This is a genomic window from Bacteroides celer (genome assembly GCF_002632415.2).
GTDB lineage: Bacteria > Bacteroidota > Bacteroidia > Bacteroidales > Bacteroidaceae > Bacteroides.
In genome coordinates, this window is sequence record NZ_CP178209.1 from 515,531 (window position 1) to 539,021 (window position 23,491).

General features: G+C 43.8%; 15 protein-coding genes. 2 read left to right on the plus strand and 13 right to left on the minus strand.

Going from position 1 to position 23,491, the window contains the following annotated elements:
• Window positions 1-14 precede the first annotated feature (14 nt).
• The 12 genes from CJF29_RS01635 to CJF29_RS01690 form a co-directional block, all read right to left on the minus strand.
• Window positions 15-1,139 (minus strand): TlpA disulfide reductase family protein, encoded by a 1,125-nt coding sequence (locus CJF29_RS01635; protein WP_099145707.1) that lies wholly within the window; start codon window positions 1,137-1,139, stop codon window positions 15-17.
• Window positions 1,140-1,151: 12 nt separating this feature from the next.
• A complete protein-coding gene (locus CJF29_RS01640; protein ID WP_099145708.1) occupies window positions 1,152-1,880 on the minus strand; it encodes a fibrobacter succinogenes major paralogous domain-containing protein in 729 nt (242 codons plus the stop codon).
• Window positions 1,881-1,893: 13 nt separating this feature from the next.
• The gene (locus CJF29_RS01645; RefSeq protein WP_074558704.1) at window positions 1,894-2,802 is read right to left on the minus strand and encodes a hypothetical protein; all 909 of its coding nucleotides are present in this window, start codon (window positions 2,800-2,802) and stop codon (window positions 1,894-1,896) included.
• Window positions 2,803-2,818: 16 nt separating this feature from the next.
• Window positions 2,819-4,420: a RagB/SusD family nutrient uptake outer membrane protein gene (locus CJF29_RS01650; RefSeq protein ID WP_081353372.1), complete on the minus strand. Its 1,602-nt coding sequence runs from the start codon at window positions 4,418-4,420 to the stop codon at window positions 2,819-2,821.
• 26 nt (window positions 4,421-4,446) lie between these two features.
• On the minus strand, window positions 4,447-8,064 hold the full coding sequence (locus CJF29_RS01655; protein WP_254780841.1) for a SusC/RagA family TonB-linked outer membrane protein: 3,618 nt from the start codon (window positions 8,062-8,064) through the stop codon (window positions 4,447-4,449).
• Between the two features lie 211 nt (window positions 8,065-8,275).
• Complete coding sequence (locus CJF29_RS01660; RefSeq protein WP_074558700.1) at window positions 8,276-9,388, minus strand: FecR family protein; 1,113 nt, start codon at window positions 9,386-9,388, stop codon at window positions 8,276-8,278.
• Between the two features lie 42 nt (window positions 9,389-9,430).
• On the minus strand, window positions 9,431-9,952 hold the full coding sequence (locus tag CJF29_RS01665; RefSeq protein ID WP_175486905.1) for an RNA polymerase sigma-70 factor: 522 nt from the start codon (window positions 9,950-9,952) through the stop codon (window positions 9,431-9,433).
• 211 nt (window positions 9,953-10,163) lie between these two features.
• Window positions 10,164-12,509 carry a type I DNA topoisomerase gene (gene topA, locus CJF29_RS01670; protein ID WP_074558696.1) on the minus strand — a complete coding sequence of 782 codons (2,346 nt, stop codon included), beginning with the start codon at window positions 12,507-12,509 and terminating at the stop codon, window positions 10,164-10,166.
• Window positions 12,510-12,780: 271 nt separating this feature from the next.
• Window positions 12,781-14,502 (minus strand): TonB-dependent receptor, encoded by a 1,722-nt coding sequence (locus CJF29_RS01675; protein ID WP_099145709.1) that lies wholly within the window; start codon window positions 14,500-14,502, stop codon window positions 12,781-12,783.
• 20 nt (window positions 14,503-14,522) lie between these two features.
• Complete coding sequence (locus tag CJF29_RS01680; RefSeq protein ID WP_099145710.1) at window positions 14,523-17,540, minus strand: tetratricopeptide repeat protein; 3,018 nt, start codon at window positions 17,538-17,540, stop codon at window positions 14,523-14,525.
• Window positions 17,541-17,563: 23 nt separating this feature from the next.
• Window positions 17,564-18,874 (minus strand): ATP-binding protein, encoded by a 1,311-nt coding sequence (locus tag CJF29_RS01685; RefSeq protein ID WP_099145711.1) that lies wholly within the window; start codon window positions 18,872-18,874, stop codon window positions 17,564-17,566.
• Between the two features lie 755 nt (window positions 18,875-19,629).
• On the minus strand, window positions 19,630-20,154 hold the full coding sequence (locus tag CJF29_RS01690) for an NUDIX hydrolase (RefSeq protein WP_008770568.1): 525 nt from the start codon (window positions 20,152-20,154) through the stop codon (window positions 19,630-19,632).
• 213 nt (window positions 20,155-20,367) lie between these two features.
• Between CJF29_RS01690 and ahpC the strand changes: the two genes are divergently transcribed.
• Together ahpC and ahpF are read left to right on the plus strand one after the other, a co-directional pair.
• Entirely contained in the window at window positions 20,368-20,934 is a 567-nt protein-coding gene (gene ahpC / locus CJF29_RS01695; RefSeq protein WP_004307892.1) for an alkyl hydroperoxide reductase subunit C, read from the plus strand.
• A 147-nt stretch (window positions 20,935-21,081) separates the two neighbouring features.
• On the plus strand, window positions 21,082-22,632 hold the full coding sequence (ahpF, locus tag CJF29_RS01700; RefSeq protein WP_004323864.1) for an alkyl hydroperoxide reductase subunit F: 1,551 nt from the start codon (window positions 21,082-21,084) through the stop codon (window positions 22,630-22,632).
• A 109-nt stretch (window positions 22,633-22,741) separates the two neighbouring features.
• On the opposite strand, the gene CJF29_RS01705 is transcribed toward ahpF, so the two are convergent.
• Complete coding sequence (locus CJF29_RS01705) at window positions 22,742-23,449, minus strand: hypothetical protein (RefSeq protein WP_099145713.1); 708 nt, start codon at window positions 23,447-23,449, stop codon at window positions 22,742-22,744.
• Window positions 23,450-23,491: the final 42 nt, after the last annotated feature.

Here is a 23,491-nt window from a genome sequence, read left to right on the forward strand (position 1 = left end):
TTTCTTTAAATTATTTATTTGCAATAAAGTTTCAATATGGTACTGATTTCTTCCACTCCTGACGGTGCTTTCATCACTTTTCCGTCCGGTGCTATCATTGTATAGTAGGGTACGCTGTTTCCTACCCGATACTTCTTGAAGAAATCTTCATATCCCTGTTTGCTAAGCAGATATTGCTTCCACGGCATTTTTTTCTTTTCCATCATGTTTCTCCAAGCTTTCTCATCCCGGTCGCAAGATACTCCTATCACGACAAACTGTTCATGGTATTGTTCCTGCAACTTTTTGATGTCCGGCATGGCATACAGGCACATACCGCACCAGCTTGCCCAAAAGTCAATCAATACGAATTTGTCTTTCGGTACAATGTCTTCCAGATTGACCGTCTTTCCGTCCGTGCTTGTCAGTTCAAGGTTGACGAGCGGAGCACCTACCGTAGTCTGTTTGGCATATTCAATCAGGTTTTTGAAAAGCGTGAAGCGTGCCGTGTCGGCAGGAACGGAAACAACGGCTTTCTCCAGCTTGTCTACCTGTTCCTTCGTCAGTCCGTATCCTCTTTGGAGCATATTGTTCGCAAAATAGACGGAGATGACGGAATGAGGGTGTGAGAGTATGAAATCCCAACTCTTTTCCGTTTCGGTCTGATCGTCTTTTTGCGGGTTTCCGTCGGAGGCCTGATAGAGGGATAAATTGTATTCATTAAAGTCATTCTGCACCTCTCCACCGGTAATCCGGAAGTAGGGAGTGACAGACCAATCCGTAAATAAGTCGCTGTATCGGGCGGCTTCCACTTTCATCTCGGCATTATCCAAAAAGACGGAAGTGTACGTCCACCGGATAGAATCGGTGTTGACAGAATCCGGATGGGGGGCATACTGTGCGAGGAGGTCGAGATTGTTGGTAGTCAGTGTACAAAGAATAGGGTGTGCCACTTTTCCCCGCAGTTCGAAGCATCCGTTCTTTGCCGTTGTTTCTACGATGGTTTCCGATGAAAGGTTTTCGGAATTTAGGAGTGCCACTTTGACACCGTCCCTCATTCCGGGAAGGCATCCTTTCAGCACGAATCCTTTTTCCTGTGCTTGCATCCAGACAGGCAGGCTCAAGAAAAGGACAGATAAAAGAAAAGGAATTTTTTTCATGTTGTTGCTCTATTAATGGGCGTTTCGTACGTAACGGACACTCAATTTGTTGGCATCCGGTTCCATGCTTTGGCGATATACTTGCGAAGATTGATAATATAGTTTCCGATAGAAGTAATAATCCCCTTCTTTGGATGGGTCGGCTGTGGCGGTCCAATAGAAACCGTACGAACCCATGAAGCGGTAGCCCGATGTACTCATGATGGTATGTTGGGTATAGTATCCGGCCATAAGCATATTCAACAGAGTGCCTTCGGAAGACTGGCGCATCAATTGTCCTGTCACGGTGCCGCGCCATTCGTCGGCATCCGCATCGGCTTGAGACATACCCAATGCTTTTTCCAGACTCATCCAATCTTCATCGGTAGGTAGCCTCCATCCGTCGGGGGTAGCTTCCAGTGCTCCCTGTTGGGTATAAAGATACCCATATTTGGCAGACCATTTATCTTCGTCTATGTTGCCGCTTTGATAAGCGTTGTAATCTAAGTAATAGCAACATTTGGTTTCGTCCATAATCGTGCCGTACCATTCATCCTCGATGGTCAGCTGATAACGGAAGTTTTCCACCATCCAGTCTAGTCCGCCAATGCGTACCCAGTGATATTCTGCACCGTCTCTTTCGTCGGTGAAAGTTCCTGTGGCTTCGGGAGTCACGGTCGGCAAGGTGTTGTCATCGTCATTGCTGCAAGCTGTTCCCAGCAAGGTACATAGCAGACATACTGTTATTTTATATAGTTTCATGTGATTCTTTTTATTAATAAATGTAACCTAATTCTTCTATCAGTGTTCTTAGCAATTCCGCTTTCTCTATGACTATGGGATATTCCGCATACAGTTCTTCTACCTCTTGACGGGGGTGATTCATGACGAGTTCTGTGAAAGAAACCAAGTCTTGTGCTTTAGAGGGATATAGCTGCGTAGTGGGAATTACTCCCCAGAATAACCCTTCGACCAGAAATCCGGCTTCATTCAGTGCTTTCATGTTAAGTTCGTGGTCTTCGGGGTCGTCAATCATAAAATCTCCATCGTATAATCCGTTACAGATGTTATAGAAAGGAGTGAGGGTTGTCTCTTGTGCTTGCAACGAACCGCCTAGTGTCGTTGTCAGAATAGAGGTAGCCAATGCCTGTTTCTCCTCTGTTGTCAGATATTCAAAAGAATAGCCGACTGCAATGGCAACACTTCGCTGTCCGTACAATGTTTCGGGATACGTATATTCGGTATTGTTCATGATAGAGTAAACCGCGAACCATGAGAACGGGCGAAGAAAGTTGGGAAGGTGCGGAAGCACATACTCTTTTAGAAAAGCAGCGACAGCTTTTTTTTCCTCCAGAGTCTGCAAATATTCATACGTATAGGTGTTGGTTACTGTCGTACTGCTTCCCAAAATATATCCCATATCCAATGTTTCGGTGAAATAGTAATCGTCACCGTTGAAGTCCGTTCCATGTTTTTCGTGGCGGAGAGTGTCATTGAAAAGCAGATAACATTTCTCTGTCTGGTAAAATTCCCGTCGTAGTACGGATTCCGCATCCGTCGCGTTGGGGTCGGGAGCAAAGCAATCGGTCATCGTATCCGGTATGGCGGTCAGTTCGTCTTCACTGCCACAGGCTGTCAGGCCCATCAGGCACAAGCTATATAAAAGTAAAGTATGATATTTCATGATTCAATCTGTTTTTTTAGTTCGGGTTTGTCTCTGTATAGTTTCTCCAAGGACGTTCGTTGTTGGTCATGCCGGTATTGAAGTCAATCACCTCTTGTGGGATGGGCAGTGTGTAGGCCGGGTCGTACGCTTCCAATACGAACACATGGGTCGTCACCTTGGTTGCATCCAGACGTCCGGTGTAGTAGGTATAGTTGTGGGTGATTTTCTTGGACTCGGGATATTTTTCGCAGACCATGTAACGGCGCAAGTCAAACCAGCGGTGACCTTCCAGAGCCAGTTCCTTCCGGCGTTCCTCGCGGATGGCTTTCACCAATGCTTCCCCGCTGGCAGCCACTTCGTAGTTGCTTCCTGTCGCATAGCGATTCCGGCGAAGCGTATTCAGAGCCGAACGAGCCTCACTTTCGTTGCCGGTATATGCTTCCGCTTCCGCCTTGTTCAGATAGGCTTCCGCGGTGCGGAACAGGAATTTGTCGGAAACTTCTGCCATGTAGTGTATGTATCCATCGCTATATCCGTAACAATAATAGTCGTCTCGTTCCGGCACAATATATTGTTCTTCATTTCTGTTCCCGTGAGCCGTCTTGGTGTATCCGATAAAATCGTTCCGTGTCCACCACCATTGGCTTTTGCGCAAATCGTTTTCCTCATACGTGTCATATAGTTCTTTGGCTACGCGGAATGATTGGCAGGCATAGGCCATGTTGCAGGGAATGTCATTGCCTCCCATTGAGAAGAGCGTTTCTTTAGATGTTTTAGAAAGGAAACCGCTTGCCGGTGCAGTCGTGTTCATGTCTGTCAATGTGGAGCGCGCTTTCAGTACCTTGTCGGCATAGTGTGCTGCCATTTCCCAATTTTGCATGTACAGGTAGACACGGCTTTCGAGCAGATGTACGGTTGTGCTGTCTGCCCGGTAGATGGATTTGGGCTTTTCTGTCTGCGACAGGCATTTTTCCGCTTCCTGCAAATCTGCCAAGACCTGACTATAGACCTCTTGCACGGTATTTCTCTGGTAAATCTTGTCGTCCACTTTTTCTGTCGTTTTGAGAGGAACGGCAAGGTCGGACGTTGCCGTCGCCTTGTTGTAAGGTTTGCCGTACAGGTTTGCCAGCCAGAAGTAGTAAGCGGCACGCAGGAAATGTGTTTCTCCTTTCACACGGGTGACTCCCAGCCTGTCTTCTTCGCTGCTCTGCGGCACGTTGTCCACACTGCCAAGAATGTTGTTGGCCACGTTGATCAGCCGATAAAGTTCCGTCCATGTATCGTCTTCGGAGATGTATCCGCTGTATGAAGGAGTTTGCCCGATTCGCTGTTGCCAGGTGTAGCAACCGAATACTTTGTCCTTGACGTCGTATAAAACAGCTTCACTTCCGTAGTCGTCGAAATATCCCGCATTGTGTTCTTCCATTTCATCGGCAAGGAATGGGAGAAAATATCCGATGTTGGTAGTGAGGGCAGCCGAATTCGACCCTTGTACGGGCAGATAGCAGTCGCCTATCAGCAGTTCATCCAAATCCTTGTACGAAGAAACGTAATAGGTGTCTTGTGAGTATTCTTCCAGAAAATCGGAGCAACTGCACAGACAGGCAATCAAACTTATATAGATAAGATGTTTCATATCCTTTATGTTGTTTAGTTGGTTTTTTAGAAATTAACAGTCAGTCCCAGTGTATAAGTCGGTGTGTCCGAGAGTTGCACTTCGGAGAAGCCGCCTTGCGTGGGTGTCTGTCCCTTCAGTTTGCTGTCGCAGAATGTATAGAGGTTGGTAGCTCCCAATGTCAGAGCGAGCCGTTGCAGCCCCCAATGGCTTAAAACGGTTTTGGGAAACTCGTAAGTCAAAGATACATTCGCGATTTTCAGGTAATCGGCACTTACCACCCGCAAGTCGGAATAGTCATACATCGTCCATGCGTCGTCGGCAATTTTGGTTCCTTCATAAGGAGAACCGGAACTCCAGTGGGCATTATAGTAATAGTATCCGTTGGAGTTTCTGCTCATTGTGGAGGGAATGTTCGTTGTCAACTCGTCTCCCGGCTTTTTCCATGCGTTCAGCAGTTCGCGGTTGATATTCATTTCGGCGGAATATCCATTGATGAAGTTGTTCATCATGCGGAACAGGCGTGTGCTGGCTCCCAAGCTGTAGTTTAGCGTGATGCCGAGTCTCCACGACTGATAGTTGAACGTACTGTTGATGCTTCCGGTGATGTCCGGGTCGCGTTTGCCCGAAGGAGTGAGTACACGGATGTAGGTATCATATTTGCTAAGTCCTTTCAGTTCGCTCTGGCGGTCTTCCCAGTCGTCGAACAACGGGCCTCCGTCTACAGGGCTTAGTCCGACAAACTTGTAAGAATAGAATGTCCCGATGGGCTGTCCCTCGACGACGGCCGTACCGTTGAGAAAATCTTCCAGCTCATACGTCTCTTGTCCCGGGGCTGTTTTCATTTCGTTCATGATTTTGGAGAAGGAAGTGGAAAATATCCAGTTGAAATCTTCAGTCTTCACCGGGACAACGGTCAGGTTGAGGTTATATCCTTTGTTGATGACCGTTCCCGAATTGACAATATAAGAGGTATAACCGTTTATGTCCGAGATTGGTTTTTCCATGAAAGCGTCCGTTGTCTTTTTATAATAGTATTCCGCACCGAACGTCAGACGCCCGTTGAAGAAAGAAGACTCCAGACCGACATTGGTAGAGTGTGTCTTTTCCCATTTCAAATCGGGATTGGCGAAACCATTGGGGGCAACGGTAGAAGTCAGTTCATCGTAATAACTGCTGTGGCTTCCTTTTCTAAGTACCAGCACCGGTGTCTGTCCGTCGAGCATATTGCCTTGTTCGCCATAAGAGGCTTTGAAGGTCAGGTTGTCGAGCCAGTCGGCATGGATGCCGATCGCGTTCTTCAGGTCGGTCATGCCGGATACGGACCATACGGGAAGCAGTTTCTCGTTACTTCTCGAGCCGAACTTGTTGGAGCCGTCGTAACGGGTGTTCGCATTGACAGTGAAATAATCCTTGTAGCTATAGGAAGCGGTGGCGTAGGCAGACAGCAGGTTGGTCCGGTTGTCGGTAAGTGTCGGCACGTTGGACATGACGAATCCTGTATAATAGTTGTTGAATACGGCAGGGTCAATGTCGGCGATAAACGACTTTCCACGGTCGGCATAATAACCTCTCTGTGTATGCAGATAGCCATTGTAACGGTTGGAGTTGGCTTCTCCACCAATGGAGGCACTCAAGTAATGCTGGCTTTCGGCACCGAAGAACTTATTGATATTGGCTTGCAGACGTCCGGTATAGCTTTTTGTTTTGGAAGTATTCGTGCTTAGTTCCCCTCCGTATGGCAGCATACTGTCGGTGGGCGGAGTTACGCCGTATTCCGAGCGGCGCAAGTCGCTGGCGTAAAAACCTTTTTCTCCCCAATAGCCTTCTATATCCGCGTTGGTCAGTGTCCCGGAAAAGATAGCGCTCACATTCAACCAGTCGGTGGCGTTGTAGCGCAGGTTGGCGGTTGCCGTGAATCCGTTGGTGTTCTGTTTCTGATAACTGTTCTCCAGTTCGTTCAGAATATTATATCCAATGTGGGTGGTGCCCGAATCAAAGCTGGCGTATGATAGCGGTTTCAAGTAATATGAGTAAGTCCCGTCGGCATTATAGGCGGGAATGGCGCGGCTGGTGTTATAGGCGTAGTTAATCGGATTCAAATCATCCTGGGTATATTCCCTTTCGTTCAGGTAACCGTTGACGTTGAACGATAGCAGGAGTTTTTTAGATAATGTCATATCCAGTTTGGCTGTGGCGGTGTATCGGCGGTTGGTCGTGTTGTTGATAACGTCGTCTTCATCCGTATATCCGATTGAGGTATAGTAGCGGACGGCTTCCGAACCTCCGGACACGTTGACGGAATGGTCGTGCGAGAACGAGTCGTGTGTCAGCAAGTCGAACCAGTCGGTATTCATCGTTTGCAGCCGTGCCACTTCCGACTGGAACTGCTCGTTGGTGCTGGTTCCGTTGTAGTAGTTTTGAAGGGCCGCTTCATAACCCACAACCGGCATATTGCTCGGATAAATATAATGGTTGGCCACCAAGTCTTGTGAGAACCGTATGCGCTCCTGCGAGTTCATCAAATCTATTTTCCGGTCCGTATAGCGCGGGCGGCGGCGCATGGTTGCCGTGGCGGAATAGGAAACGACCGGCTTGCCGATGCGTCCCTTTTTGGTAGTAATCACAATTACACCGTTGGCGGCGCGTGTACCGTAGAGTGCCGTAGCGGCAGCGTCTTTCAGTACATCCAAACGGTCGATGTCCTGCGGGTTCAATCCGGAGATGGCGTTACCGATGCGGTTCACGTAGTCCGGGTCGTTCAGCACGTCCGAAGAAAGATTGACCGGGTCGTTCACGATGATTCCGTCCACCACCCACAGCGGTTCACGGTTGCCGATAATGGTAGACGAACCACGGATACGCAGACGAGGAGTGGCGTTCACTTCGCCACTGTTGTTGGAAACTATCAAATCGGGGATTTTCCCTTCAAGCATGTGGTTCAGATTGGTAACTCCCGGAATCTGTATGTCCTCCATTTTGACGGAAGTAACGGCACTCGTCAGGTGGCGGCGGTCGATATTCTGGTATCCCGTCACTACCACATCGCTCATCAGCGTGGCGTCATCTTCTAGTGTGATGTGGACGACCGTGCCACTTTTTGCCTTATACGTCAGGGGCTTTTTGCCGACATAGGTGATGACGAGCGTAACCGTCTCTTTTCTCACCGGTAACACGAAGTTTCCTTCCATGTCCGTAATCGTTCCGTTGTTCTCCGCCTTGTTGAGAATAGCTGCACCTTCCAGCGGTTCGCCGTTGGTATCTCTGATAGCTCCACGAATTGTTTTCTTGTCCGTTTGTCTTTTTACAGTGAAAACGTGCACGAACCTTCCGTTGATTTCATAGCGAAGGTCAGTGTTTTTCAGAAGCTGTGTCATTGCTTTTTCCACCGATGCGTCTTTCAGTTGGACTGTTATCTTATATTTCTCTACGTCGTCATAGGCGAACTGGATTTTGTAATAGCCTGACAAACGTTCTATCTGCCGGATGGCGGTGGATAGTTGTTCGTTATTGCATTGGTACGTGATTCTTTTGCCCGGATCAGTTGCGGGCTTGTCCGTTCCTGCGGACTGTGCAAAGGCTGTGCCTATCGACAGTATGCACCCAAGTAGCATCAGGAACCAAATCCTTCCACTCTTCTCTCTTTTCTTTGTTACAGATTGCATAATGAATCGTTTATTTAACTATTACACGTTAATTTGAATGTACTTTTAAATAAAAACAACTCACTATGTAATTCGGATACCCCTAAAACTAAAAAAAATGAAAGAAAGTGATTCTTTTTATAGTAAAAGGGGATTTATGCTTAGTCGGATTTCTGATTTTGCCTAGTTTTGCAAACGTTTGGCCGGGATGGCAAACTTCGATAAAGATAGATTAATAAATGACCAGATTGGTATCTTCTATCTTTACTTGTACTTTCCGCAGGCGGTTCAGGTTTTCTACCGCTTGATGGATGTCTTCATTGCGGGAAGCGCTGAAGTGTATTTTATAGTGCATATATGCCGGGTTGCGGAAAATGACTCCTAGATTATACCAGCGTCCCAATTCCCGGAGAATCTCCACCAGAGGGAGGTTGTCGAAATAGAAGAACCCGTTAACCCATTGAGTGACAGCGTATGTGTCAATTTCACGTACGTTGATTGTTCCCGTTTCGTCGCACCACGCATCTTGTCCGGGAACCAATTTTATTTCCGGCTGTTCCCGGTTGGGATGCAGCACTTCTACTGAACCCTTCACCAACGATACGTGCGTAGTTTCGGAAGCGTAGCTTTTGAAATTAAATTCGGTGCCAAGCACGCGGACTGTTATTTTATCAGAGGTGACGATGAAAGGTGATTGTTCGTTTCGGGCTACTTTGAAGTAGGCTTCTCCTTTCAGTGTCACATTTCGCTCTTTCCCGGAGAATGCCGCCGGAAATTCGATGGTGCTTTCCGCATTCAGCCACACTTCGGAACCGTCGGGTAGGATTACCTTAAAGTCCATGCCCCGTGGAGTGGAGAGCTTTTGAGTTTTGGTAACAGATGACGGCCGTTGTGAGACAGCTTGCTCGGGAGAAATGTCCTGTGTGACAGTCCCTTTTGCAACGGAAGCCAAAAATGATATGGAGTCTTTGTTGGATAAGTCGACTAATCGATCTTTGTTTTGTAAAGTGATGCTTTGTGGGGTTTCATCATATCTCATTGCCACGACTGCCTCTGTCCCCTCATTTCCTGTCGGAAAGAGATAGTTGAACAAGATAATCCCCGCTAGCATTGCGGCAGCTCCGATGAGTGCGACTCCCCATATACGCCACGCTTCAGTTTTCCGTTTGTTCGCAACCGATTGCGCTTCTTTTGCTTTTTTGAGGGCTTGCCATGCCTGTTCGCTGTCCGGACAAACCACTTTCTTCCGCTTCTCTGCCATGCGGGCGAGAAGTATGTACTTGTTCATCTCTTTGTCTAGTCCAAATTCAGATGAATGTTCTTCTATGGTTTGATTCTCTTTCATATATGATGTATATATTATATAACAACTATTCCCCGAAATTGGCTACCCTTCCGAAGTCTCTTTTTTCTTCTTTTCCGCAAAAACTTTTCTGAATGTGGCAAACGCCTTGTTCATGTGTTTATGTACAGTGCTTGCACTGATATTCATCAGCTCTGCGATTTCCTGATACTTCTTGCCTTCGAAATAGCATTGCTCAAAGATGAAACGGGTTTGTGGCGTGAAATTTCTTATCACCAAGTCGATTAAGCATAGGTTTTCTTCATGCGTGGCGGCATCTTCGTCTATGAACTCTTCTTTCATCTCCAGAAAAGATTGCTGGTATTGAGTTTCCACGGATTTGTGTTTTAAATAATTGATGGAGCGGTTGCGGACAGAACGGAAAAGATAAGATTCAATTTTTTCTTTGCGAAGATGTTCGTACTGACTCCATACTTCGCTGAACAATTCGCTGACAATGTCTTTGGCTGCTTCGGCATCCTCTACCCAGTCGAGTGCATTGTAGAAAAGTGGAGAATAGTTCTTTTTGAACAACTCTTCAAACTCCGTTTCCCATATAGTGCGCATTGCCATTTTTTTCTCTTTCTTTTGATATTACGTGACAAAGATATGAATTTATCAAAAAAAGACGGTTAAAAAAAAGAAATTAAAGGTTTTGATGGCGTTTTCTTTTAATTATCGATTCAACTTTTGCAAGTCGTACCATCCGCACAGAGTAAAATAAATGGCAGATATATAAATCTTTTTATATATCTGCCATCATTCTTATTTTATTTTCTTACTTCTTTTTCGAAAATTTCTTTTTTGGTGCTGGATTCGCTCCTTTTTCGTCTTGAAGCTTGATTAAGTCAAGACAACTTTTTAACGTTAAATCCTGCGGGACAATATCTTTAGGGATTTTATAATTAGAACCTTTATAAGTAATATAAGGTCCGTAACGTCCGTTTAGAATCTCAAGTTCCGGTTCCTCTTCAAACTTTTTGATGTGGCGTTCCACTTCTTTCTGGCGTTTGTCCAAAATGAGTTGTTCCGCCTCTTCCAAAGTAACTTCCATCGGATCAAGTGTTTTCGGGAGCGATACATATACCTTATTGTGCAGGACATACGGACCGAAACGGCCTACGCCTACACTGACTGATTTTCCTTCATATTCGCCCAGTGTACGAGGTAATTTGAATAATTCCAGTGCTTCTTCCAAAGTGATGGTTTCCATGGATTGACCTTTCTTCATTTGTGCGAAGCGTGGTTTTTCTTCATCTTCTACAGTACCAATCTGTACAACAGGACCGAAGCGACCAATCTTAACAGAAACAGTCTTGCCTGTTCCCGGTTCTTCTCCCAGAATACGTTCGCCTACTTTATGTTCCGTCTTGATAGCCAATGTGTTTTCTACAGACGGATGGAACTTATCATAGAAATTCTTCATGATAGAAGTCCATTTCACTTCTCCTTCTGCAATCTCGTCAAATTCCTTTTCTACACTGGCGGTAAAGTTGAAATCCAGAATGTCTGGGAAATATTCGGTAAGGAAATCATTTACCACAGTGCCGGTATCCGTTGGGAATAACTTCGCCTTTTCTGCACCGGTAATTTCAGTATGGTTTTCATCCTTAATCTGACGATCTTTCAATGTCATGACATTAAACTGTCGTTCTTCCCCGTCTTTATTACCTTTCTCCACGTATTCGCGTTGTTGGATGGTAGAGATAGTAGGTGCATATGTAGACGGACGTCCGATACCCAGTTCTTCCAACTTGCGTACAAGACTTGCTTCCGTATAGCGTGGAGGACGTTGGGTGAAACGTTCGGTTGCGATAATAGGCCCATGTTCCAACTTTTGGCCTTTTTTCAGAGGAGGAAGTAGGTGACTCTCATCTTCTTGTTCGTTGTCATCATCATAAGATTCACGGTATACGCGCAAGAATCCATCGAACTTAATCACTTCACCGATAGCTGTAAATACATCACTGCCACTGCTCATTGTAATTGTAGCAGTTGTCTTTTCCAGTTCAGCATCTGCCATTTGTGAAGCGATGGTACGTTTCCAGATCAAGTCGTACAGTTTCTTTTCCTGTGCTGTTCCCTCAACGGATTGATTTTCTATATAGGTAGGGCGGATGGCTTCATGCGCTTCTTGTGCACCCTTAGTCTTTGTTTCGAAGTGACGGGGGTGTACGTAGCGGTCACCCATCATTTTGATGATAGCGTCTTTACTGCCTGTTGTCGCAAATTCCGAGAGGTTGACAGAGTCCGTACGCATATAAGTGATGAATCCCGATTCGTATAAGCGTTGCGCGAGCATCATGGTCTGCGCTACGGTATATCCCAGTTTGCGTGCGGCTTCCTGTTGCAATGTAGATGTTGTGAACGGAGCAGGAGGCGTTTTCTTGACCGGGCGGGTAGTAATATCGTCGATAGCAAAGCTTGCTCCCTGACATGCGTTGAGGAAAGCTTTTGCTTCTTCTTTTGTTTTGATACGGCGAGCCAGTTCAGCCTTCATTTCCACCAGTTTTCCGTCTGTGTCCGGAACGAGGAATACGGCAGTGACACGATAAGCAGCTTCCGTTTGGAAAGCATGTATTTCACGTTCACGCTCAACGATCAGGCGGACAGCAACTGATTGGACACGTCCGGCAGAGAGTGCCGGTTTCACTTTTCTCCAAAGCACGGGAGAGAGTTCGAAACCTACGATACGGTCCAGAATCCGTCGTGCTTGCTGTGCATTTACGAGGTTGAGGTCAATGTCGCGTGGTTGCTCAATCGCTTTTAAAATAGCGCTTTTCGTAATTTCATGAAATACGATTCGTTTTGTGTTTTCCGGTTTTAGTTTTAAGACCTCATACAGATGCCAGGCAATCGCTTCTCCTTCGCGGTCCTCATCGGATGCGAGCCATACGGTTTCTGCCTCTTTAGCTTCTGTCTTCAGTGTGCTAACCAGCGCCTTTTTGTCTGCCGGGATTTCGTAGCTGGGTTTAAAATCATTATTTACGTCGATACTGAAATCTTTTTTCTTCAGATCGCGTATGTGTCCGTAACTAGAAAGGACTTTGAAATCTTTCCCCAGAAACTTTTCAATCGTTTTTGCTTTTGCCGGAGACTCGACAATGACAAGGTTTTTCTGCATAATTCTTTCTTTTATAATGGCTTGTACCACAATATTCGGGGACAAAAGTAAAAAAAAAGATTCTCCCTACCTTATATTATAAGGAGAATTTAATAAAATCTTGAAATTTACATCTGTGAAGGTAAAGGCTAATATGGTAAATCTTAAAATTTGATTCAGGACGTTCGGTGGTATATATTAAAATGAAATAAGATGATATTTAATGCAATATGCCCATCTCGAATAGTACGGGTGGGCATATTGTGTTTTTATTATATTCTGTCTATTTCTCTTAGAACCGGAAACTCAATCCTCCCAAGAAATTGAATCCTTCCGTAGGATAGCCCAAATAATATTGATATTTCTTGTTCAGCAGGTTATGTACTTGAGCATAAACGGATACTCCTTTGAATACATTATAGCTGGCTCCGATATGCAAATCATTAATTGCGGTCATTTTTGCATACTCTTTCACTTCTTTCCGGCTGATGTAATCATAACCTAGATTTATGTTAAGAGCAGAGATCGGATGAATACGTACATTGAAAGACATTTCACTGACAGGTTTCACAGCCAACAGATATTCCTCTGTTTTGCTGTCCCAATTACGGTAAGTATATTTAGCTGATATTCCGAGGATATCTTTGTAATCGTAACTGATTTCACCGCCAAGGTAGAGATTATTTGTATTATCTTGAGCAAAAGAAAGATAAGAGCCTGAATGAATATTACTTGGGTCAAAACCTAAATAAGATAAGTCGTTCTTTAGATTCTGATAACCACCGAACACGTTGAACCAAAGTCCCGGATAAGGGCTTGCTTTGAATCCGATACTACCGTTGATTTGCTCGTAAGTATCATAAGGACGTTGTACGTATCCCAAAGTAGCAGTGGTATTTGCCTCCGGCAGTTCACCGTAAGGACAGATACTTTCTAATCTGCGGAAATCATTAAATTGCTTACCGCCGGTTGCTTTTGCATAAACAATGTAGCTATCAGAAAAAATATACTGTGCAGTGATATCGGGTGAAATACGGAAAGACTTATCAAATCCGAAAGATAAATCTACATTGGCTCCGATATGCAATTTCCAGTCATCATTATCCAGTTCGTAATATGGATTTAAAAGAAGCGTTGTGTAGTTTTTGAAGTATTCATCTCCGGTGGAAACATTCTTTGTATATCCGTTGTAGAGAAGATTGTTCATCTCCAAAGCGATAGTTATTAATTGTTGGTCGCCGATAGCTCCCGTGACATCGCCTTTGGTGCGTATGATTGTTTCCTTGATACCTGTATTGGCTTCAGATTCATTGAACATGTTATGCTGACGTTCATACATCAACAGATTTGTTTCTGCATTGAAACGCAGTGGTGCAGTCTCATCAGTGAAATGAATGCCCGCATGGAAGTCACCGGATGTGAATTTCTGCTTGCTGTTTACGCTTCCCGGTTGGAAGTTGAAGTTGCTCAATCCGAAGTTTCCGGCAATATTTAAGTCCAGTTTATTAAATTGGTGTGTGTAATCTACATTTGCGCGTGTGCGATAATAAAATGCATTCCATTTTTCTCCATCTGTGAAGGGAAGAGTTAACTTACCATCCATTCCATCCATTTGGAAACGTACATTCAATTTGTCTTTCTGCGACAGACGGAATAAATAATTGGCAAGAATATCCAAATTGCCATAATTACCATATCCGGCACGTACATATCCCGGGGTAGTGCCGGGTTGAACTTCTTTTCCGGTATAGGGGCGCATCAGGCCTGCCGGAACGGAAGTGGCCGGAAAGAATGTTGTAGCATATTCTACTTCTTTCTTGCTCACTGTCGGTTCTTCTACTTTAGGCAGGACGTTCACTTTCGAAGCATCCATAATGTCCGGGTTATATTCTTGTTCCACAACGACCGTGCGGGTCATTGTTGTATCCTTCGGTTGGGTGGTTTGGGCTTGAAGGCAGGATGGCATTGAGATTGCCAATGCGAGTCCTCCTATTATATAATGAGATCGTTTCATACTTTTCTATTTTTTTATTCTCAATTCTCAACTTTCAATTTACTAAGTCTGCTTTCAATCATGCTTTCAATATCGTCATTCCCTTGATAATTTTGTTGCAGACTTAGCAGATATTGGCGTGCGTCCAGATCTTTACCCGTAGCATGATAGACGTCGGATAGAAGGATAAAACTGCGCGCTAGCCAATAAGCATGTGGCGTACTCTGTTCTATATAGTTGAGCAACTCTTTCTCTGCAGCGGCATATTCTTTTGCGTCGTAGAGGGATTGTGCAACCTGATATTTAGCTTCGGCACCGTAAGAGTTACGTGTGTCTTTGGCCAGTTCACGATAGTCTTCCATTGCTTTCTTGTCAGCCTTTTGCTTGGTATAGGCTTTAGCACGGTAATAAAGAGCTTCATTTCTTAGCTCCGGACTAAGTTTGGCTTCTGCAAGCAGGTCGGTAGCTGCATGGATGGTTTCTATGTCATCTCGCAATAGGAAGGCGCAACGCAGAATACCCGTTTCAGCAAGTTGGCGGCGCTCTACGTTGGTTGCTTTTTCTTTCAGCATTTTGTAGCTAGCCAATGCTTCAGCCATATTTTGCTGGTTGAATTGCACTTCAGCACGCAAGATCAGTGCTTCTTCTGCAAACGGATTGTTTGGATATTCCAACAACTTACCGGAATGGAGAAGAATCATATCATAATTCTTCTGCTCGTTTCCGATCAGGCAGAGATAATAATGTGCGTTCAGGCTGAAGGCTCCTTCCGGGAAAGTTTGCAGGTATTTGTTGAGGCTTGTTTTGGCTTCTTCCATTCTGCCTCGTGCATAAATCTTTTCTGCGGCGGCATACGTAAGCGAGTCTTGTTCGTTAGCATCGAAACGGATGTGTCCCGGCATGGCATTTGCTAAAGCTGCAAATTCGTCGATACGGTTGAGGTCTACATAAATAGATTTCAAATCACGCATGGCAAGGCGTGCTTCTTCACTGCCCGGATATTTTTCAATAACCTGTTTGTAGGCTTCGATTGCTTGGTTGTAATCTCCTTTTTGGTAATATAATAATCCGATTTCGGCGGCAGCTTTCCGGCTGACCGGGCTTTCAGGATATTTAGTAAGCAATTCTTTGAAAGAGGTAATGGCTTGATTGTTGTTGTCCATCAAAACATAGGAACGTCCTTTCTCGTAAATAGCGTTTACGGCATAAGGAGAAGCAGGGTACTTTCCTACCAGACGGTTCAGCAAGGTAATCTTACCGGTATAGTCTTTCTGCAGACCGGATACAAGAGCCAGCTGATAGAAAGAATAGTCTCCGGAAGAAGTATTCATCTGTTCGGCTTGCGAATAATACTGTTTGGCTTCTTCAAAGTTACGTACATGCAGGTGGCAGTCACCAATACGATTGTATGCATCGGCAAGTGCAGTTGCATTTTCACCTTTCTCCAGTTGAACGTATTTTTGGAAATAATTGCTTGCTTGCGTATAGTCTTTCCGGTGGAAAGCGATATACCCTAAGTTATAATTGGCAAGCGCATACATTTCGTTATTGGGTTGGGTGGTGAGTTGCAGATAAGCATTAAAATCACGCGCGGCTTCTACCATTCGGTTTAGACGGTAATAGGATTCTCCGCACCAATAGTAAGCGTCTGCCTTGGTTTGACGATTGTATTGTCCGATGGCAATGGATTGGTTCAGATATTTCAGAGCTTGTTCGAAGTCGGCGTTAGCGAAAGATTGAGTTCCTAATTGGAACAGTATCTTTTGTTTGGCTTCCAATATTTGCGCGCTTGGTTTGGCAATCCGGTCGATTGATTTCAAAGCTGCATCGTAGCTACGTGTATTCATGTAAACTTCTACCAGGTAGCTGCTGACTTTTTCAGCGTATGGAGAAGTCGGAAATTCATTCAGGAATTTCTCGAAGGCAGTAACTGATTCACCGAAAGCGGAGAAAGAAGTCTCGTGCAGGCAAAGAGCGTAATTGTAAGCTGCCTGTTCCTTGATTTGCATATTAGCATTGGAGGCGGCTGCCTGTTCAAAAGCCATGCGTGCTTTGTTTTTCTCTGCCAGTTGCAGATAAGAGAGTCCCATGTGGAGATATGCATTTTGGGTAAGGGCATCGTTGTCAGTTGTCACCTTACCTAATGTTTCGGCTGCTTTGGAGTATACTTTTGTTTGGTAGTAGGAGAGTCCCAGCATATAAAGGGCATCCCGGCGGGGAGCCGAGTGATCCTTATTCAAGTAATTGTTGAATGCTTCTACGGCTTGGTGATATTGTCCGAAATGGTAATAGACATCTCCCAGAATACGGTACATTTCTGCTGCGTATTCATTATTCGGATAGGCTGACAGATAGTTTTGAGCTACAATTTGTGCCTTATCATAGTTTTTGAGCTGCGTATAAATTTCGGCTATGTAATAAGGGACGAGTGCTTTGTACTTCGAGTCGTCCTGTAAGGGAAGGAAACCTTTCAATGCTTCACTATAACGTTTTTGTGTATAGCGGATGTAGGAAAGATAGTAATCACAATCTTTGGCGTATTTGGGGCTGTTGGCACGCAAAGTTTCAAACCAGATGACTGCTTCTCTTAGATTATCGGTTTTCAGATAACAGGTAGCCAGTTGGTAGGTGCAGTCGTCCCGTTCTTCATTACCTAACAAATCGAGGTCGGCAGAGTTGAAAAGTGCCAGTGCTTCATCATATTTTCCTTCGTAGAAATAGCAGGAGGCTAACAGCGCATAAATACGGTTAGCGTATGGAATATCAGGATAACGGTCAAGGTATTTGCGGAGGAGTTCGATGCGGTTTTTGTCTTTCAGTTCGTAAGCCGAACTGACTAGCATATATTCTGCGTCCTGAAGAAGGCTGGCTGCAGGCTTTTGTTTTACAAATGCTTTCAATGCCGGCAGAGCAGCTGCATAATTCTTTTCTTGGAAAAGTTCTTTCCCTTCTTTATAAAGGTTGTCAGTCGAAGTGAACTTGTCACCTGTCTGGGCAAATCCTATAATGGGCGTGCAGCAGATGGCGGCACAAATGAGTCTAGTAATTTCTTTTTTCATAATCGGGTGTTTATGCAAAAGTACTACATATCTTTCAATGAGAATCCTTTGAAAGTTATTTTATAATCATTTAATTCTTTATGTAAAGTTTCTCCTTTCTTTTCCAATGCCGGGATACTTATTTTTCTCGGATTTCTTTTTACTTCTCCGATAAGTGCTGTTTTGTTAAACCGCTTGAGGGCGATCAGGTCTATTTCATTTTCTCCGTTTTTGTCCCAATAGTTACCTACGTCGGTAACTTCCTCTTCTTCAGCGATAAGTTCACGGAAATATTTTTCTAACAATAGGCCGCTGTATTGTTCATAGTTCTTTTCTACATATTCTATCAGTAAATGGTTTTTCCCCATTTCCAGTACTGCGTTGTTTGGGAAAATAAAGCGAAACCAGAATCGTAGAAAATTGTCTTGCAGGCAATAACGGGTAGCACGACTATTAGGTTTAGCGAACATCGGTTTCACTTTTTTGATTAATGAATATTCATCCTCAAGGTTGGCTAAATAGGAACCGGTGTTTTTATTGATGATGGAATCAATCTCTCGTTGTGTTGTTTTTCCTTCTGCAATGAGAGATAGGATAGAAAAATAATTGGCATAGTCTTTCCCGAACTCGGAAATCAACATGTCTTTGCCTTCTGTCAGAAATGGTGAGCCTTCGGAAAGCGCATAATCTATCATGGCTGTTTTATTAAATGCTTTCGCTTCCATCAATAGGGTGATGTATTTGGCTACTCCACCTGTCAGCAAATACAAGCAAAGCAAATCTTCCGATGTGAATTTGGGGGCATGGTCTGCTAGAATCTCTTTGATAACGGTGGTGGTGAATGGATGCAGAGCAATTCGGGCGGTAAGGCGTCCGTATAGTGGCTCCTTGCGGTCTTCGAATATTCTTTTCATCATTGAATAAACGGAACCGCATACAATGAAATTGATTTTGGAAGTCGCGTGATATTGGTCCCAAATACGTTGTATGTCACTGACGATAGACGGATTGATATAGAGAAATTCTTGAAATTCGTCAATGATTAATGTGAAATTTTCCTTTTGGGAATGTTGCATCAGCAGTTCAAAGAGCTGTGCGAACTCTCTGATTTCTCCATAGATACGAATGCCAAGCGTTTCCTGAATGACAGGTTGATATTGTGCGCAAAGCAGGACTTCACTCTTTCTTGCTACAAATATATATACGAATCGGGTGTCTTTGACAGACTCTAAGAGTAGAGCTGTTTTTCCGATTCGTCGGCGTCCGGTCATTACAGTAAAGCAAGCGCTCGTTTGTGATTGCTTTTTAGCTGCATACAGTATCGCCATTTCTTTCTTTCGGTCGTAGAACTTCATATTATTGCTATCTTAATGGCAGTTAATTTAATGGCCATTAAATTAATGGTGGTTACAAAGATAACACAATATGTTGTATTTTGTTCATTTATAGTAATATAATATGATTGTTTAAGATTATGTGATAAATTACTTTGATCTGTTTGGTTGAGATGAACTTCTATTTTACAAATACATCAATTGGCTACTGAAAAATGGCCCATCTTAAGAAAAGGAATATTTAAACGAGAATAAAAGGCGTAATTACTGGGAGGGATTGAGAAATATAAAAAAACGCAGAGATTTGTAGGTGCGAAATTCTTTCTTTTTGTTATAGGAGATGTTTGTCGATTAAATTGTAATGCTTTTCTTCTTTTTCACTTGTTGTGTAAACTGAAATGTGGTTAGAAACTGGCATTTTGTTGTTTGTTGCCTTTTCGATATTTGTGATGAAATAGAAGAAAAACGGTCTTAATTTTCCCTTATTTGTCTTCCTCACCGAGCAAAAGCTGCTTCGTCGGTGAGAAAGGAAGCGTTCCTCGGTGGGGAAGAACTCCTTGGTTTTAAACCAACGAATCTTTTCTTGATAGAAAAAGATGCATATTCGACTTGAATTTATACGGTATTAGCCTGTGATTTTGCATACAGTTGCATGTTTTTATGCATTTTATTCTCCAGATCATTATTTTTTTATCTGATGTTTTGGAGGAATATCTTAAAAATGGGACATAACTATAGATGAAATACTCTCAATCTATCAGGCTGATGAGATTATCTTAGCGGCATTGAGCTAGAAACAAGCTAAGTCCGCGACGGATAGAATCCAACCCAAAATCTTCCGGATGAATCTCGGAGAGAGGTAGGAAGAAAGAATCTGCTACATCATCCATGGCGGAGAAATGGCTCATGTCTTCTACGGTGCAGAGAAAAAACATATCAAGTGTGTGTACAGGAAAACCTGAATAGACATAAATATTGGGAAGTGAAAACTGGTAAATAGCTTTTTTTACCTTCAATCCGGTTTCTTCCAGCACTTCACGGGCTACGCCTTCTTCACCTGTCTCGTTCATATCGATAAATCCTCCGGGAAGGTCGAGAGTTCCCTTTGCCGGCTCTTTAGCACGCCGGCAGACAAGCAGTTCATTTTTCTCATTCAAGATGAGTGCTACTGTGGCGGCAGAAGGATTGAAATAATAGACAAAGCCGCAATCTGCACATTTTTTAGATTTCTCGTTGTTAATCTCAAAATGAGAGGAACCACATTTAGGGCAATATAAGAATTGGTCAAGAGGATGTTCCATAATCGTATATATTTTCCAGTTTTTTTGTTTATGCATGCAAAGGTATAAAATGCTTTTATTAATTTCATCTATCACCGCATAGAAATATTCGATTGGGCTTTTTTTGCAAAGGCGGGGGTTCTGCCTTTATCTTTGCATCAGAAACAAAAAACAAAACATTGTTTCTGATGTTATAAGTCAAATCAATTAATAACAATAAAAGCAATAAAGATTATGGAACCAATTTTAAATTCTCAACTTCCTGAATTCAGCGTTCAGGCTTTTCACAACGGAGCTTTCAAGACTGTAACCAACAATGACCTGAAAGGTAAATGGGCGATTCTTTTCTTCTATCCTGCTGACTTTACTTTCGTATGTCCTACTGAATTGGTGGATATGGCTGAAAAGTACGATCAGTTCAAGGCGATGGGTGTAGAGATCTATTCGGTAAGTACTGACTCTCATTTCGTGCACAAAGCTTGGCATGATGCTTCTGAAAGCATTCGCAAGATTCAATACCCGATGTTGGCAGACCCGACTGGCGCTTTGAGCCGTGCACTGGGTGTATATATCGAAGAAGAAGGTATGGCTTATCGCGGTACATTTGTTGTCAATCCGGAAGGAAAGATTAAAGTGGTGGAACTGAATGATAACAATATTGGCCGTGATGCAAGTGAATTGCTTCGTAAAGTGGAAGCTGCACAGTTTGTAGCCAGCCATGACGGAGAAGTTTGCCCGGCTAAATGGAAGAAGGGTGAGTCTACCCTGAAACCAAGCATTGACCTGGTAGGTAAGATTTGATAGATCTTGATAATGGTGATGACGAAAGGCCGGTAACGGGAAACGCTGCCGGCCTTTTTTAAGCAGTGGAGAGAGAGTACAAGTAATGAAGAGAAAAAAGAGAGAGAAAAGAATAAGCGAGAGAAGAAACAATAAAGGAGAAAAAGTATGTTAGAATCTGCATTAAAAGAACAACTGAAGGGTATCTTTGCCGGACTGGAGGCAAATTTCGCTTTTGATATATCCGTATCGTCCAGTCATGAGAATCGTGCTGAACTGCTGGAACTTTTGGGAGATGTGGCAGACTGTTCCGATCATATCACTTATTCGGTGAATGAAGGAAACGGGCTGAAATTTACTTTATTAAAGAATGGTAACGCCACAGGAATTACTTTCCGCGGTATTCCGAACGGACACGAATTTACTTCTTTGCTGCTTGCTATCCTCAATCTGGATGGTAAAGGGAAGAACTTTCCCGATGAGGCTGTTTGTAACCGTGTGAAAGCACTGAAAGGTCCTATACACTTAGTTACTTACGTCTCACTGACTTGCACGAATTGTCCTGACGTGGTACAGGCTCTCAATGCAATGACAACGCTGAATCCTGCCATTACTCACGAAATGGTAGACGGCGCACTTTATCAGGATGAAGTAGATGCATTGAAGATACAGGGAGTACCTTCTGTATTTGCCGATGGAAAGCTGCTTCATGTAGGTCGTGGCGAATTCAGTGAGCTGCTCGCCAAGCTGGAGGAACAATATGGTATTGACGATACCAAAGCGATGAATGAGGTGAAAGAGTATGATGTGATTGTAGCTGGTGGAGGTCCTGCCGGAGTATCGTCCGCTATTTATTCAGCTCGTAAGGGGCTGCGTGTGGCTATTGTAGCCGAACGCATCGGAGGGCAAGTAAAGGAAACTGTCGGCATTGAGAATCTGATTTCTGTCCCAGAAACCACGGGAAATGAACTTGCTAATAATTTGAAAACTCATTTACTGCGTTATCCGGTAGATTTATTGGAACATCGTAAAATAGAGAAAGTAGAAGTGGTTGGAAAACAAAAGCAGATCACTACCTCTGTTGGGGAGAAATTCCTGGCTCCGGCACTGATTATTGCAACTGGTGCAAGCTGGCGTAAACTGAATGTTCCGGGAGAAGCCGAATATATAGGTCGTGGTATTGCTTTCTGCCCTCATTGTGATGGGCCGTTTTATAAGGGAAAGCATGTAGCAGTAGTAGGTGGAGGAAATTCCGGCATTGAGGCAGCCATTGACTTGGCTGGTATCTGCTCCAAAGTGACTGTTTTTGAATTTATGGATGAGCTGAAAGCGGACAGTGTACTTCAAGATCGACTTAAATCATTGCCGAACGTGGAAGTGTTTGTAAGTTCACAGACCACGGAAGTGATAGGAAATGGTGATAAACTGACTGCCCTGCGCATCAAAGATCGTAAAACGGAAGAAGAACGTTTGGTTGAGTTGGATGGTGTATTTGTACAGATCGGGCTTTCTGCGAATAGCAGTGTATTCCGCGACATAGTGGAAACCAACCGACCGGGCGAAATCATGATTGATGCACATTGCCGTACGAATGTGACGGGTATCTATGCAGCCGGAGATGTTTCTACGGTTCCTTATAAGCAAATCATTATCTCTATGGGCGAAGGAGCGAAAGCTGCACTTTCTGCATTCGATGACCGAGTGAGGGGGATTATCTGATTGACATATTCAGATATAAAAAGCACATAAACATAACATTAGCAAGAGGAGGAATGACTCCTCTAAAAAATACCCTCGTTACAGATTTGTAGCGAGGGCTATTTGATATTTAGTCATGATATGTATATCTGACGAAATCAAACAATCCGGAATTTTCCTGCTGTGCCGGTTGTTCTCCAATAAATTTAAGATTCTCTACACTGCAAAAAATATGGAATGCAATGTCTTTCCCAAATTCCAGTTGGAGTTCATGTTTGGGCTCGTTGTCTATTAACCAGGTGATGTAATAGTTCCCGTTTTTTAATGTCAGATCAATCTCGAACAGATGCCATCCGGTCTTGATTACTACAGGAACGGAAGAAAAAGGATATGCCTGCGATGTCATATAAGCAATCATTTCGTCCGGAGCTGCATTTAACTCCTTGCGAACTGTATCTTTACCATATCCGACTTCAAAATCCAATTCATGTTGGTCGTCATGGTATATCCACGAACCCACGCTACATTGATCTCCTATTCCCATTTGCGGGATATGAGTACGCCAGGTATATCTTCCTGTTGTATAAATCCGTTCTACAGTGTGAACCTTTTTCCGATCCACCGAGTTAGCCCGTGTAAAGATCCGTAAGTAACCATTCTCTAATATGCATTGATTATCCGGGTTGTTATCCTGATGTCCGTATTTCCATCCATCCAGATTGTTGAAGTTCCATTCTTTGTTTGGCGGATTTTTAGTACTGATGTCATTGGTCTGTTGCTGTGCAAAGCAAATGCCGTAAATGCATATTAGCAACAGAGTTAAATAGTAGTTTCTCATAATAATTGAATTTAAGTGTATTCGTTTTCTATCAATTGCTTG

Coding starts and splice junctions, on each gene's coding strand:
- CJF29_RS01660 (WP_074558700.1), bottom strand. CDS start 9,388: ATGAAAGAGAATCAAACCATAGAAGAACATTCATCTGAATTTGGACTA.
- CJF29_RS01640 (WP_099145708.1), bottom strand. CDS start 1,880: ATGAAACTATATAAAATAACAGTATGTCTGCTATGTACCTTGCTGGGA.
- CJF29_RS01680 (WP_099145710.1), bottom strand. CDS start 17,540: ATGAAAAAAGAAATTACTAGACTCATTTGTGCCGCCATCTGCTGCACG.
- CJF29_RS01655 (WP_254780841.1), bottom strand. CDS start 8,064: ATGCAATCTGTAACAAAGAAAAGAGAGAAGAGTGGAAGGATTTGGTTC.
- CJF29_RS01705 (WP_099145713.1), bottom strand. CDS start 23,449: ATGAGAAACTACTATTTAACTCTGTTGCTAATATGCATTTACGGCATT.
- CJF29_RS01645 (WP_074558704.1), bottom strand. CDS start 2,802: ATGAAATATCATACTTTACTTTTATATAGCTTGTGCCTGATGGGCCTG.
- ahpC (WP_004307892.1), top strand. CDS start 20,368: ATGGAACCAATTTTAAATTCTCAACTTCCTGAATTCAGCGTTCAGGCT.
- topA (WP_074558696.1), bottom strand. CDS start 12,509: ATGCAGAAAAACCTTGTCATTGTCGAGTCTCCGGCAAAAGCAAAAACG.
- CJF29_RS01685 (WP_099145711.1), bottom strand. CDS start 18,874: ATGAAGTTCTACGACCGAAAGAAAGAAATGGCGATACTGTATGCAGCT.
- CJF29_RS01675 (WP_099145709.1), bottom strand. CDS start 14,502: ATGAAACGATCTCATTATATAATAGGAGGACTCGCATTGGCAATCTCA.
- CJF29_RS01665 (WP_175486905.1), bottom strand. CDS start 9,952: ATGCGCACTATATGGGAAACGGAGTTTGAAGAGTTGTTCAAAAAGAAC.
- CJF29_RS01690 (WP_008770568.1), bottom strand. CDS start 20,154: ATGGAACATCCTCTTGACCAATTCTTATATTGCCCTAAATGTGGTTCC.
- CJF29_RS01650 (WP_081353372.1), bottom strand. CDS start 4,420: ATGAAACATCTTATCTATATAAGTTTGATTGCCTGTCTGTGCAGTTGC.
- CJF29_RS01635 (WP_099145707.1), bottom strand. CDS start 1,139: ATGAAAAAAATTCCTTTTCTTTTATCTGTCCTTTTCTTGAGCCTGCCT.
- ahpF (WP_004323864.1), top strand. CDS start 21,082: ATGTTAGAATCTGCATTAAAAGAACAACTGAAGGGTATCTTTGCCGGA.